Below are 14,073 nucleotides of genomic sequence, written 5' to 3'. Positions count from 1 at the left end.
ATGTCCGGGCGCGGGGAAACGCCGACCCGTCAGGCCGGCTGGACGTGCTTGACCAGCAACTGCAGGTTCTGCTGGCCGCGGAATTCGTTGATATCCAGCGTATAGGCCAGCACGACCCGCTGGATGGCAGGATTCGGCCAGACAGCCGGATCGACATTGAAGGCAATCGCGTCCAGCAGGTTGGTGCAGCCGGACGGCTGTACCACCATCTTCAGATGCCGCTCGCCTACAAGGCGCTGCTGAATAACCTGAAACTCACCATGGAACCCCGGCTCGGGAAAATGTTGGCCCCAGGGGCCCGCCTCGCGCAGCTGTGCGGCCAGTGGAAGCGTGAACTCCTCGGCACAGAGTTCACCATCGGACAGCACACGCCCGGTCAGGTCATCGGCCACCAGCTGACGGCGCACCTCGGCGTCGAAGGCAATGCGAAACTGTTCGAATAACGCCTCGGGCAAGGACAAGCCTGCGGCCATGGCATGCCCGCCAAACTTGCTGATCAGCCCGGGATTGGCCGCAGCCACGGCATCCAGTGCATCACGGATATGCAAGCCGGCCACCGAGCGCGCCGACCCTTTGAGCATGCCGTCCCCTGCGTCGGCGAACGCAATGACCGGTCGGTGGTAACGGTCCTTCAGGCGCGAAGCGAGAATACCGATAACGCCCTGATGCCAGTCAGGATCAAACAGACACAATCCAAACGGCAACTCCTGCTCAGTGACGCTGACCGCTTCCAGACTGGCCAATGCCTGCTGTTGCATATCCCGCTCGATGGCCTTGCGATCCTTGTTCAGCCCGTCCAGCTCACGGGCGATATCCCGCGCCAGATCCTCGTTGTCGGTGATCAGGCATTCGATGCCCATGCTCATGTCATCCAGTCGCCCTGCCGCATTCAGGCGCGGCCCGACGATGAAGCCCAAATCGGTGGACACCAGCCGCTGCGCGGGCCGCCCGGCCACTTCCAGCAGAGCGCGAATGCCGGGGCGACACCGGCCGCTTCGAATCCGCGCCAGCCCCTGATGCACCAGAATCCGGTTATTGGCATCCAGCGGCACCACGTCAGCCACCGTGCCAAGGGCTACCAGATCAAGCAACTCGGCCAGGTTCGGCTCGGGGCGCGTGGCATTGAACCAGCCGCTTTTACGCAGCTCGGCCCGCAGTGCCAGCATTACATAGAAGATCACCCCAACGCCGGCAATCGCCTTGCTGGGGAAATCGCAACCGGGTTGGCTGGGGTTGACGATGGCATCGGCTGCCGGCAGTTGCTCGGCTGGCAGATGGTGATCGGTTACCACCACGGACAACCCCGCCGCCTTGGCAGCAGCGACTCCCTCGATGCTGGATATGCCGTTATCCACGGTCACCAGCACCTCGGGTTTACGCGCCAGTGCTACTTCGACGATCTCCGGCGTCAGGCCATAGCCGTATTCAAACCGGTTGGGCACCAGATAGTCCACATGGCCAGCCCCAAGCGCACGCAGCGCCAATACTGCGACACTGCTGGCGGTGGCACCGTCACAGTCGAAATCGCCCACAATCAGAATTGGCTGTTGCAGTTCAAGCGCACGGCGCAATACCGCCACCGCTTCGCGCATACCCTTGAACAAATCAAACGGAAGCAGTGATTTCAGGCTCCGGTCGAGCTCAGCAACGGACGCAACGCCGCGCGCCGCGTACAAGCGCTGCAACAACGGCGGCAGATCACCCAGCTCAGGTAGCTGGGCAGGAACGGGGCGGGATTCGATGCGCATCAGCGCTCACCCTGCAGCCATTCGAGCGGTAGCTCATGTTGCATGCGGGCATCACTCACATAGAGCACGCCGTCGCTGATCATCAGACCCCAGTCGATCGCCCGGGGTAGATCGATCGCGAGGGCATCCAGCGGCTCCTGCGGCAAAACGGCGATATTCAGGTTCTTCAAGCCGGCGACGGCAGGCAAGGTCTTGCTCGCCCAGACGCGCGTGTTGCCGTAGGCCAGCAGGGAGAGTTTTTCCGACCGCCGCGAGCACCAGGTGAGGCGATCGGCATCCGGCTGACCAACCTCGATCCAGTGCTCGATGCGGTCGTCCAGACTCTTGTGCCACAGCGCCGGCTCGTCGACGTCCGACAGCCCGCGACCAAAAGCGAGCCGCTCCTGATACCACAAGCCATACGCCAATATGCGCGCGGTCATGCGCTGCTCGGTTTCCGACGGGTGACGCGCGATGGTTATGCGTACCGACTCGTAGATGCCACGGTCAACATCGGACAGACCGAGGTGCACTTTGTAGGGGGTCGCTTGCAGGGCCATGGGATTCATCGACGGGAAAAAGGGCGGGCAGTGTACCTTAAACAGCCGCGCCCCTGCAGCGCCGGAACCTGCTACCCGCTGTCAGATGGTTGACTGGCGGCCCTGCAAACTGGCCCCCATCGCGCAGATATAGATCAGCCAGCACGCATCGGGTTGTGTCTCAACCCTGCTCAAGCATCTGACGATAATACTCCGGAATCTTCAGCAGCCCGTGCTGCGCGGCAAGCTCCCGAACCTGGTTACGGCTACCGTCAAACTGCTTCGTCTCGCTGACGACATGCTCGCGACCGTCCAGGATCAGCGCGCAGGCGAAACACACCGTACCGTCCAGATCTTCATCCTCGGCTTCCGCAGCGCCGGTATCGGCTATCGCCATATTGGACTTGCTGTTACGCAAGGCGCCAAGGGCCATTTCCCTGGCCACCGGCTCGCTGGTCAGACCATGCTCATCAATTGTGTCAAAACTAACGCCCAGGCAATCATTCTTGGCTTCCGGTGCGTAAACAACATAGCCCCGTTCAAAGACCGCACCGCAACCCGGAATATCGGCCAGTTTGGTTGCCATCAAGCCCGCCGTGCAGGACTCCGCCGTGGCCAGTTTCAATTGATGCGATTTAAGGAAATCGATCACCACTTTGACACTTTGCATATTTGAACTACCCCTTTGTTAATACGCAGCGAGCTGTCTGAATAAGAGGCAATCGCAAGTACCAAAGTTCCGGTTGTTTCCTTCTGTCGACTGCTCCGCAAAACCGGAACTAAACACTCCCCAGACGGGTCATCAAAGTAAGCGGATTTTTTATTCGCAGCAGCAGCCCCCCTTGCTTATAGCGCGCGGATCAGAGGCCTTCTGCCATGGATGGCTTGGTCTGAACTGCGCACCGAACCAGTGCACAGCACTCAGACAGGAGCTGCCTCGTCAGACGCACGTTTATCCGGAGGGTATGGAGTATGGGAAATGTTGTTTCAACAGTGCGATCCGCCGATCCGGCTCAGGTAAAAGTCCGGCCACATTTACATGTGGAAAGTCAGCAAAACCAGAAGAAGAAGGTACTTTTCGTAACGCCGGAGTTTTCCGACTTGATTAAAGTGGGGGGGCTTGGAGATGTATCGTCCTCATTACCACGGGCACTCGCTGAATTTCACGATATTCGCGTTCTGATACCCGGTTATAGCCAGGTTATGGACAGCGGGCACCCGATCAGAATTGTCGGCAAGGTGGAGGGCCGTGCTGCTATTCCACCCTGCCGGATCGGACGTATGGATCTGGCGGACGGGCTGATTGTCTACGTACTCATCTGCCCGGAGCTATTTGAACGTGAAGGCAACCCCTACGGCGATGCGCAAGGTCGCGACTGGCCCGACAACCATATCCGTTTCGCTCGCCTCGGACTGGCGGCTGCGGACCTTGCTTCGGGCCACGCCGGAATCAGCTGGTGCCCTCAGTTGGTGCATGCCAATGACTGGCCCGCCGCGTTAGCGCCCGCTTATATGGCACTGCGCGGCGAGCGAACGCCTAGCGTGTTCACCATTCACAACCTCACCTATCAGGGCCTGTGCGACGCCGAATGCCTGCCCGAGCTTGGCATTCCGTCCCAGGCCTTTGTCTCCGAAGGGCTGGAATTTTACGGCAAGTTGTCTTTTCTCAAGGCAGGTATCGCCTACTCCAGCCACATCACCACTGTCAGCAAGACCTACGCCCACGAGATCACTACAGCAGAAGACGGCTGCGGGCTGGACGGTCTGCTCCGGCGCCGGGCGATCGAGGGGCGTCTGACCGGTATCACCAACGGCATTGATCGTAGCTGGGAACCGGGCAGTGACCCGCACCTGATCGAAGGGTTTACCAACCTTGAAGCGGAAGGCAAGGCTGCACATGCCCGATACATCGAAGAGACTTTCGGGCTCGACCACAGCGACGGCCCGCTGTTTGTTGTGGTATCGCGCCTGGTACATCAGAAAGGTATCGACCTGACCCGCGCCATCGCTGGCGATATTGTCGCAGCGGGTGGCCGCATCGCCGTCATCGGTCGCGGTGAGCCGGCACTGGAAGTCGATATGGTCAAGCTCGCTGAACAGTACCCAGGTCGTATCGGAGTCAATATCGGCTTCAACGAGCTGGACGCTCGGCGGATGTTCGCCGGCAGCGACTTTCTGCTGATGCCTTCGCGCTTCGAGCCCTGCGGCCTCAGTCAGATGTATGCTCAACGCTTCGGCTCGCTGCCAATCGCGCACCGCACCGGCGGCCTGGTAGACACCATCGAAGATGGCGTAACCGGCTTCCTTTTCAGCGACGCCACTGCCGAGAGCTATCGCGATGCTGTCATGCGCGCGATCAACATTCACCAGCATCCAGAGCTGATGAATGCCATGCGTCGTCGCGCCATGATGTCTCCGATGTATTGGGCCGACTCGGTCAAACCCTACGATGAGCTCTACCGCAGCCTGGTCCGCGAACGCGTGTCCCGCTCGCTGGCAGCAGAAGTCGGGAGGCGGAATTGATGGCAACCGCGCCCACCCACGGCGCACTGGTGCTGGACAACGGCGAGACCCGTTTCAGTCTCTGGGCTCCGGATGCCCGTGAAGTGTCGGTTGAGCTGGTCAGCGGTGCGATCCATAACCTCGAATCCAATCCGGACGGCTGGTTCCGGGCCCAGGTGTCCTGCCCGGCCGGGACCGGTTATCGCTTCATCATAAACGGGGACCTGCGCGTACCCGACCCCGCGTCCCGCGCGCAACTCGGCGACGTCCATGCCTTCAGCTCGGTAGTCGACCACGACGCCTATAACTGGCAGACCGTTGATTGGAAAGGGCGACCGTGGCACGAGACGATCATCTACGAGCTGCATGTCGGCCTGCTCGGCGGGTTCAAGGGCGTGCAGGCCTATCTGCCCTACTTACAGAAACTGGGTATCACAGCCATAGAACTGATGCCGCTGGGTGAGTTTCCCGGCGCGCGCAATTGGGGTTACGACGGCGTTCTGCCGTTCGCGCCCGATTCGTCCTACGGCACGCCGGAAGAGCTGAAAAGCCTGATCGATGCTGCGCACGGCCTCGGCCTGATGATCTATGTGGACGTGGTGTACAACCATTTCGGCCCTGACGGGAATTATCTCGGCCACTATGCCGGCGATTTCTTTCGCCAGGACATCGAGACGCCATGGGGGCCGGCGATTGATTTTCGGCGCCCCGAAGTGCGGAACTTTTTCTGCGAAAACGCGCTGATGTGGGTCAACGACTACCGCGTAGACGGGCTGCGCCTCGACGCAGTGCACGCCATCAGCGAGAAGGATTTTCTCATCGAACTGGCGCAGCGCGTACGCGAGGCAACCGGTCCCGACCGCCACGTGCACTTGGTTCTGGAAAACGAAGACAACTCGGCCAACCTGCTGCAACGCGGCTTCGACGCCCAGTGGAACGATGACGCGCACAACGTATTGCACACCTTGCTGACCGGTGAACAGGAAGGTTATTACGCTGAATTCGTTGAAGAGCCGACGCTGAAGCTGTCCCGATGCCTCGGGGAAGGATTTATCTTTCAGGGCGAGGACTCGCGGCACGGCAGCAGCCGCGGCGAACCCAGCGGTCATCTGCCGCCTTCGTCCTTCGTGCTGTTTCTGCAAAACCATGACCAGATTGGTAACCGCGCCTTTGGCGAACGCCTGACAAAACTGGCCGATGAGAGCACGCTTAAGGCTTCCGTTGCATTGATGTTGCTGTCGCCGATGGTTCCGCTGTTATTCATGGGCGAGGAATGGGGCTCGAAGAAACCCTTTCTATATTTCACTGACCATAACGAAGAGCTGGCCCAGGCAGTGCGCGAGGGTCGCCAGAAGGAATTCAGTGAATTCTCGCTGTTCGCCGAACATCCCGAGCGCAAGATCCCGGATCCCAACGCGGTGGATACCTTCTCTGCCTCGCGTCCCGACTATGTCGCCATCAGCCGGCCCGAATACCAACACTGGCGCGATTTCTATACCAGGTTATTGGAGCTGCGCCACCGACACATCATTCCGCGGCTTGCCGGTGCCCGCTTCGCCGGTACCAGCGTGCTGGCCGATAACGCCGTGTCAGCGTCCTGGCAAATGGGCGACGGCAGCCTGCTGCGCATTGATATCAATCTTAGCGACGCCTATGTGACCTGCGATCCGCTCGCCGAGACAGCCCAGGTGTTGTTCGCCTACAACGGTGAACCGCAGACCGGTGTTCTCGCGCCCCGCAGCGCTCTGGCGTCTCTGGAGCCTGCCGCATGAGCGATACCCTGCTGACGCAACTGGCCAGGGCGGCAGGCATCAACATTGAATGGACTGACGCCTTCGACGAAGAGCATCAGGTGTCGGTCGAAGTCCAGCGCAACCTGTTGGAGGCGCTCGGCTACGCCATTGCGGATGACGCCCAGATCCGGGAAAGCCTGGCGCATCTGGAAAACCAGCAGAGCGGCAAGGAACTGGCTCCCCTGATCACCGTGGAAGCCGGCCAGCCGCTGTCGCTGACCCCGCATTTCGGTGCCGGCACGGCATTTCGCCTCACCCTGGAGAACGGCGGATCCCGTGAGGGCAAACTGGACGCATCAGGGGCGCTGCCGGCTATCACCGACTGGGGCTACCATCGGCTGGAGATCAGCGACGAGCGCATCACGTTGGCTGTCGCACCCCATGCCTGCCCCAGCATTGACGAACTGACCGGCGGGACTAATGCGCACCTCTGGGGGCTTACCGCCCAGCTCTATTCGCTGAGGCGCGAAGGCGATGGCGGGCTGGGCGATACCGCAGCCCTGTCCGATCTGGCAAGAAGTGCTGCCGCTGCCGGCGCCGATACCCTGGCGATGAGCCCGGTTCACGCGATGTTCAGTGCCGATACCGGTAACTACAGCCCCTATTCTCCCTCCAGTCGTATGTTCTTCAACATACTGCACTCAGCACCCGCCAGCGTGCTGGGGGAACAAGCGGTAGCCCAGGCCATTGACGCCTGCGGTCTGGCAACGGAAATGCAGCGGCTCGAAGCATTGGACCTGATCGACTGGCCAGCCGCGTCGCAGGTGCGGCTGACTTTGCTGCGCCAGCTTTATCGCGACTTCACCGCCACCCAGAACGAACTGCAGAGTGATCTCGCCCGCTTCGAACAGCAGGGCGGCGAAGCGCTGGCCCAGCATTGCCGTTTCGAGGCGTTGCACGAACACATGCTTGCCACCGGCCAGTCAGGCGATTGGCGGCAATGGCCGCAAGCCTTTCGCGATCCACGCAGCGCAGAAGTCGAACGTTTCGCCAGTGAGCACGCCGACGAGGTCGGATTTCATGTGTTCGCCCAGTGGCTTATCGACCGTAGCCTGCGCAGCGCCCAGCAATCTGCCTGCGACGCCGGCATGCGCCTGGGCCTGATCGCCGATCTGGCCGTCGGCGCACACGGCTCAGGCAGCCAGATCTGGACGCGTCAGGCAGAATTTCTACCCTCTGTCAGCGTCGGCGCTCCGCCGGACATACTCAACCGTTCAGGCCAGAGCTGGGGCATATCAGCGTTCTCGCCCTCCGGTCTGCGCGCCAATGGGTTTCGCGCTTTTATCGAAATGCTTCAGACCAACCTGGCGCATGCCGGGGGCATCCGCATCGACCATGTGATGGGCCTGAAGCGTTTGTGGATTGTTCCGCATGGCGCCTCGCCTGATCAGGGCGCCTATCTCGATTATCCCTTTCAGGATCAGTTACGACTGATTGCCCTGGAAGCCTGGCGTCACCGGGCGCTGGTTATCGGCGAAGACCTCGGCACCGTCCCGCCGGGACTGCGTGAAGAGCTTGCCAGCCGCAACATCCTAGGCATGCGCGTGCTGTTGTTCGAGCAGGACAAGGGCCAGTTCATAGCGTCCAGCAAATGGCCCAGAGACGCCCTCGCCACCACCACAACGCATGATCTGCCCAGTTTGTGCGGGTGGTCAAAGGGGCGCGATATCGATTGGCGTCTCAAGGCCGGGCACAGCTCTGTCGAGCAGGCCGAGGCGGATCGCCCGGAGCGGGAAAAGGAAAAACGTGCGCTGACCGCAGCGCTCACCAAAGCCGGCTGCCTCGATGTGACCGAGGCCGGACTGAGCAAGAAACTCGAGGCAAGCATCGAGTTTATCGGCAGTACGCCAGCCTCGCTGGCCTTGCTGCCTATTGAAGATGCCATGGCCAGCGAAGAGCAGCCCAACCTGCCGGGCCCGGGCAACGAACATCCCAACTGGCGCCGGCGCTGGCCAATGCAAGCGCGGCTCATGCTGGAGGACAAACAGGTCAAGGGCCGCTTGCAACGCCTGGCGACTGCTCGCGCCTCGGCGCATTCGCGCAGCAGCAAGCCTTGATCGAAAGCAATACATATCAAGCGGAACAGCACACCATGAATGATCTGCGGGCGACGCTAAGACTGCAATTTCACAAGGGCTTCACCCTCGACGACGCGGTACCTCTGGTCCGGTATTTTTCCCGGCTGGGCATCAGCCACCTCTACGCCTCTCCTCTCCTCACCGCCCGACCCGGCTCGACGCACGGTTACGATGTCGTCGATCCGACCCGTATCAACCCCGAGCTGGGCGGCGAGGCTGCGCTGGAGCGGCTGGTCAACGAACTGCGGGACCACCGCATGGGCTTGATTCTCGACATCGTGTCGAATCACATGGCGGTGGGTGGCGATGCCAATCCCTGGTGGCTGGACGTGCTGGAATGGGGGCCGATGAGCCATTACGCGCAATTCTTCGACATCCAGTGGCAGTCTCAGGATCCCCTGATGCATGGCCAGTTACTGGTGCCCTTTCTGCGCACGGACTACGGCGAGGTGCTGGCCTCCGGGGAAATCGAGCTGCATTTCGATCAGAAGGAAGGCGCTCTGTATGCCAGCCACTACGATCACCACTTTCCCTTGTATCCACCGACCTACGCCGATGTGCTACAGGCCAGCGACGACGCAACCCTGGTCGCCCTGTCCGGCAAGTTTGCCGAGCTGGAAAACACCGCTGGCGCCTGGAAAGCCGCCCGGGTGTTGCGCCGCGACCTGTCAATCCAGTCAGCCAATACCGACACGCTTAACGCCATCGAAGCGGCGCTGGCACGATTCAGTCCCGACGCGCCGCAGGGCAAGGAGAAACTGCACCAGCTGCTCGAACGGCAGCATTATCGCCTCGCCAGCTGGCGGACCGCGTCGGACGATATCAACTGGCGGCGGTTCTTCGACATCAACGAGCTGGGCGGCCTGCGGGTAGAGAACACGGCGGTATTCGAGGCGACCCACGCCAAGATCTTCGAGCTGATCGAAAAGGGCTGGATCAACGGGCTGCGCATCGATCACGTAGACGGGCTGGCCAACCCACGCGCTTACTGCCGCAAGTTGCGCCGGCGGGTCAACAGCCTGCTCGACAGGCGTCCGGCTGACCTGCTCGGCGAGCAGTTTCCGATTTATGTCGAGAAGATCATCGCCGAAGGCGAAACCCTGGCCGATGACTGGGGCGTCAATGGCACCACCGGTTATGAATTCATGAACCAGATATCGCTCCTGCAACACGACCCCCGGGGCGAAACCCCGCTCACGGAGTTGTGGGCCGAGCTGAGCGGCCGGCCGGCTGATTTCATGGTCGAAGTCTATGAGGCGCGCAAACTGGTGCTCGCCAGTTCCCTCGCCGGAGACCTTGAAGCCGTGGCCCAGGGACTGCTGCAGATCGCCCGCCAGGATATCGACACCCGCGATCTGACACTGGGTTCGATACGCCGCGCACTGACCGAACTGGTAGCGCATTTCCCGGTATATCGGACCTACGCTGGCGCGTGCGGACGCTCCCACACCGACCAGGCATTCTTTCAGCAGGCCTACGAAGGCGCGCGCGAAGCCCTGTCCGAAGCGGACTGGCCCATCCTCGATAAACTTGATTACTGGCTTGGCGCACAGCCACTGCGTGAGTTGCCGCCGGGCAATGAACGCCAGCTGCGCGAGCGAATCCTCGCTCGGTTCCAGCAGCTGACCTCCCCGGCTGCAGCCAAGGCGGTCGAGGACACCGCCTGTTATCGCGCGGCTGTGCTGTTGTCACGTTATGACGTCGGCTACGACCCGCAACACTTCAGCGCGCCCCTGCAAAGCTTCCACCAGGCCTGCCTGGATCGGCTGATTCACTTCCCTGAAAACATGCTGACCACTGCAACCCACGACAACAAGCGTGGCGAGGACACACGTGCACGGCTGGCTGTTCTCAGCGAACGCGCCGAATGGTTCGCGCACCGGGTACAGGACTGGCGAGCATTGGCCGCTCCGTTGCGTCAGGAACTGGCAGATGGCATAGCGCCCAGCCCGGCCGATGAGTACATCCTGTACCAGACGCTGATGGGCAGCTGGCCGCTGGATCTGCTACCCGGCGAACAGGCAAAAATGGATGACTATATGCAACGGCTCATCGGCTGGCAGGAGAAAGCCCTGCGTGAAGCCAAGCTTCGCAGCAGCTGGAGCGTGCCCAACGAACCCTATGAGACCGCCTGTCGCGAATTCCTGACCCGGCTGCTGACCGATCCCGCCGCCCGCGAGCTGTGTGAGGACATTGCTGCCGCCGCCGCCTCGATCTCACCCGCCGGCGCGCTGAACAGCCTGACCCAGAGCCTGCTACGTAGCACGGTGCCAGGCGTACCTGACCTCTATCAGGGCGCGGAATTCTGGGACTTCAGCCTGGTCGATCCGGATAACCGGCGCCCGGTGGATTTTGATGCCAGAGTGAGCGCATTGAAGCACCTGCCAGACAAGCAGGAGCTGGTGGAACATTGGCGCGATGGCCGCGTCAAACAGTGGCTGCTGCGTTGCATTCTGGCTGTACGTGGCGCTCAACCGCAGATATTCAGCCGGGGGGCCTATGTTCCGCTGGAGATCGAAGGTGAACACGCCGACCGTGTTATCGCATTCGCGCGACGCTATGAAGGAGATCACATGATTATCGTCGCGCCCCTGCACGCATCCGATCTGCTTGCCGATCACAACACGCCGCATATCCCGCCCGAGCGCTGGGGCGACACCCGGATTCGTCTGCCCAATCCGCTCAGCGAGAATACCCTGACCGGCGTGTTCTCGCAGCGCACTATCGAATCCGAGGCGGGCAGCATTGCACTCTCCGACGTGCTGGCTGACTTCCCGGTGAACCTACTTTGTTCCACTCCACATTGTCAGGAGTTCCTACTATGACCGCAGATGAGCAACGCATCCGCGATTTCGCTTACCAGATCTGGGAATCCGAAGGCCGGCCCAGTGGCAAGCATGAACGGCATTGGGAAATGGCCCGCAAACTGGTCGAGGCCGAGAATCAGGAAGCGGCAAGGCCCGTTGTGCGCAATCGCAAGGTAACCAAGCCCACCGAGGCCACACTAACGCCCGACGCCGAAGCACCGGTGGAGGTGCCCGCCGCACCCACTGGCCCGGGCACACCAAAAAAACCCCGTGCTCCTCGCTCCTCCGCTGCCAAGACCACCAAGGAAGCGAAGGAACCCAAAGCCCCCAAGACGCCCAAGGCAACCAAGACACCGAAAACGCCCAAGAGTAAATAACCTGCCCGCCGGGCAGGATTTGAAGAGGTAATCGCATGAGCAGGCAACACAACGAAGCCACGCCCCTGGTGCCCGAATTCAAGCAGACGTCCCGCGTCACAGAGGGCTCGCCCTTCCCTCTTGGCGCGACATGGGACGGGCTCGGCGTCAACTTCGCGCTGTTCTCGGCACATGCCACCAAGGTTGAGCTTTGCCTGTTCGATAGTAGCGGCCAGGTTGAACTGGAACGCATTGAGCTGCCCGAATATACCGACGAGATCTGGCACGGTTATCTGCCCGATGCCCATCCCGGCGTTATCTACGGTTACCGTGTTTATGGCCCCTACGATCCGGAGGCCGGGCACCGGTTCAATCACAACAAGCTGCTGATTGATCCGTATGCCAAGCAGTTGGTGGGCAAGCTGGAATGGACCGACGAATTGTTCGGCTACACCATCGGCTCGCCAGACGGTGACCTGAGCTTCGATGAGCGTGACAGCGCCCCCTTCGTACCCAAAGCCAAGGTCATCGACCCGGCCTTCACCTGGGGCAACCAGCACCATCCACGCATACCCTGGAACCGCACAATCATCTACGAAACCAACGTGCGCGGTTTCACCATGCAACACCCTGCCGTGCCGGATGCTTCGCGCGGTACCTTTTCCGGATTGATGCACAACGAAGTCATCAAGCACATCCGCTCGCTCGGGGTCAGCAGCGTCGAACTGCTGCCCGTGCATGCTTTTGTCGACGAGCCGCACCTGCAGGACAAAGGCCTTTCAAACTTCTGGGGATACAACACCATCGCCTTCTTCGCGCCGCACGCGCCCTATCTGGCCAGCGGCAAGGTCAGCGAATTCAAGGAAATGGTCGCGCGCATGCACAACGCCGGCCTCGAAGTGATACTTGATGTGGTGTACAACCACACCGCCGAAGGCAACGAGATGGGCCCAACGCTGTCCATGCGCGGCATCGACAACTCCAGTTACTACCGCCTGATGCCGGATAACAAGCGCTATTACATCAATGATTCCGGCACCGGCAACACGCTGGATCTGGGGCATCCCTGTGTACTGCAGATGGTTACCGACTCGCTACGCTACTGGGCCACTGAAATGCGTGTGGATGGCTTCCGCTTCGATCTGGCAACCATCCTCGCCCGCCACCACGACGGATATGACGAACGCCACGGCTTTCTGGTCGCCTGCCGTCAGGATCCAGTGCTGAGCAAGGTCAAACTCATCGCCGAGCCCTGGGACTGCGGCCCGGGCGGTTATCAGGTCGGTGGATTCCCGCCGGGCTGGTCGGAATGGAATGACCTGTTCCGCGACAACGTGCGCGCCTATTGGCGTGGCGACGAGGGCAAGCTACCGGACCTGGCCAGCCGACTGACCGCGTCGGGCGACCATTTCAACCAACGCGGCAGACGCCCCAACGCATCGGTCAATTTCATCACTGCCCACGACGGCTTCACGCTGCGCGATATCGTCACCTACAACGACAAGCACAACGAAGCGAACGGCGAGAACAACGAAGACGGTCACGACAACAATCTGTCCTGGAACCACGGGGTGGAAGGTTATACCGACGATGAGGAAATCAACGAGTTGCGTCTGCGCCAGATGCGCAACATGCTCGCCACACTGATTTTCTCGCAGGGCACACCCATGCTGCTGGCCGGCGATGAATTCGGGCGGACTCAACACGGCAACAACAACGTTTATTGCCAGGATAACGAAATCGGCTGGATAAACTGGGAGCTGGATGACGAAGGCTCCGCATTGCTCAAATTCACCCGCCGACTGATTGCCCTGCGCCAGGCGCACCCGGTTCTGCGCCGGGGCCGCTTTCTGGTCGGCCACTATAACGAGGACCTCGGGGTCAAGGACGTCACCTGGCTCACTCCTGACGGGGAAGAGATGTCAGAGGAACAGTGGCATGACACAAACGGCCGCTGCCTCGGCATGTTGATGGACGGCCGAGCCCAACCGACGGGGATCCGTCGGGGCGGCGAGGATGCCACGCTGCTGCTGATCATGAATGCGCACCACGAGACAGTGAACTTTTTACTACCGGAGGTTGCCCAAGGATCTGGCTGGGTGTGCCTGATTGATACCAACAGGCCTGAACTCAGACGAATCGAGCACCACCAGTTTGACAGCAGCTTTGCAGTGACCAGTCGTTCATTGCTCCTGTTCGAGCTGCAACACAAGGACCAGCGGTAAGGCTTCGGCCAGCCTCGGGTATTGATAGCGCTGACTCTCCTAGGGA

9 protein-coding genes are annotated in these 14,073 nt (G+C 60.9%); 6 read left to right on the top strand and 3 right to left on the bottom strand.

The annotated features are described in order from the left end of the window. Positions 1 to 29 precede the first annotated feature (29 nt). The 3 genes from recJ to HG264_RS17440 all read right to left on the bottom strand — a co-directional run bounded on the left by recJ (position 30) and on the right by HG264_RS17440 (position 2,936). On the bottom strand, positions 30 to 1,748 hold the full coding sequence (gene recJ / locus HG264_RS17450; protein WP_169408791.1) for a single-stranded-DNA-specific exonuclease RecJ: 1,719 nt from the start codon (positions 1,746 to 1,748) through the stop codon (positions 30 to 32). Beyond that, positions 1,748 to 2,287: a YaeQ family protein gene (locus tag HG264_RS17445; RefSeq protein WP_169408790.1), complete on the bottom strand. Its 540-nt coding sequence runs from the start codon at positions 2,285 to 2,287 to the stop codon at positions 1,748 to 1,750. The genes recJ and HG264_RS17445 overlap by 1 nt, the downstream gene beginning before the upstream one ends. 160 nt (positions 2,288 to 2,447) lie before the next feature. Beyond that, on the bottom strand, positions 2,448 to 2,936 hold the full coding sequence (locus HG264_RS17440) for a CinA family protein (RefSeq protein WP_169408789.1): 489 nt from the start codon (positions 2,934 to 2,936) through the stop codon (positions 2,448 to 2,450). A gap of 302 nt (positions 2,937 to 3,238) precedes the next feature. Between HG264_RS17440 and glgA the strand changes: the two genes are divergently transcribed. Genes glgA through glgX form a run of 6 tightly spaced genes read left to right on the top strand, consistent with a single transcriptional unit; the run spans position 3,239 to position 14,027 of the window. Next, positions 3,239 to 4,789, top strand: a complete 1,551-nt coding sequence (glgA, locus tag HG264_RS17435) for a glycogen synthase GlgA (protein WP_169408788.1) — start codon at positions 3,239 to 3,241, stop codon at positions 4,787 to 4,789. After that, a complete protein-coding gene (gene treZ, locus HG264_RS17430; RefSeq protein ID WP_169408787.1) occupies positions 4,789 to 6,540 on the top strand; it encodes a malto-oligosyltrehalose trehalohydrolase in 1,752 nt (583 codons plus the stop codon). Before glgA ends, treZ begins: the two co-directional genes overlap by 1 nt. Continuing rightward, entirely contained in the window at positions 6,537 to 8,618 is a 2,082-nt protein-coding gene (gene malQ / locus HG264_RS17425) for a 4-alpha-glucanotransferase (RefSeq protein ID WP_169408786.1), read from the top strand. Before treZ ends, malQ begins: the two co-directional genes overlap by 4 nt. 35 nt (positions 8,619 to 8,653) lie before the next feature. After that, positions 8,654 to 11,464 (top strand): malto-oligosyltrehalose synthase, encoded by a 2,811-nt coding sequence (locus HG264_RS17420; RefSeq protein ID WP_169408785.1) that lies wholly within the window; start codon positions 8,654 to 8,656, stop codon positions 11,462 to 11,464. Further along, positions 11,461 to 11,823: a DUF2934 domain-containing protein gene (locus HG264_RS17415; RefSeq protein ID WP_169408784.1), complete on the top strand. Its 363-nt coding sequence runs from the start codon at positions 11,461 to 11,463 to the stop codon at positions 11,821 to 11,823. Before HG264_RS17420 ends, HG264_RS17415 begins: the two co-directional genes overlap by 4 nt. A gap of 35 nt (positions 11,824 to 11,858) precedes the next feature. Then, complete coding sequence (gene glgX / locus HG264_RS17410; RefSeq protein ID WP_169408783.1) at positions 11,859 to 14,027, top strand: glycogen debranching protein GlgX; 2,169 nt, start codon at positions 11,859 to 11,861, stop codon at positions 14,025 to 14,027. Positions 14,028 to 14,073: the final 46 nt, after the last annotated feature.

Source organism: Pseudomonas sp. gcc21, assembly GCF_012844345.1.
Lineage (GTDB): Bacteria > Pseudomonadota > Gammaproteobacteria > Pseudomonadales > Pseudomonadaceae > Halopseudomonas.
The sequence above is the reverse complement of the archived record's forward strand: the minus strand, read 5'-3'. Positions and strand labels throughout refer to the sequence as shown.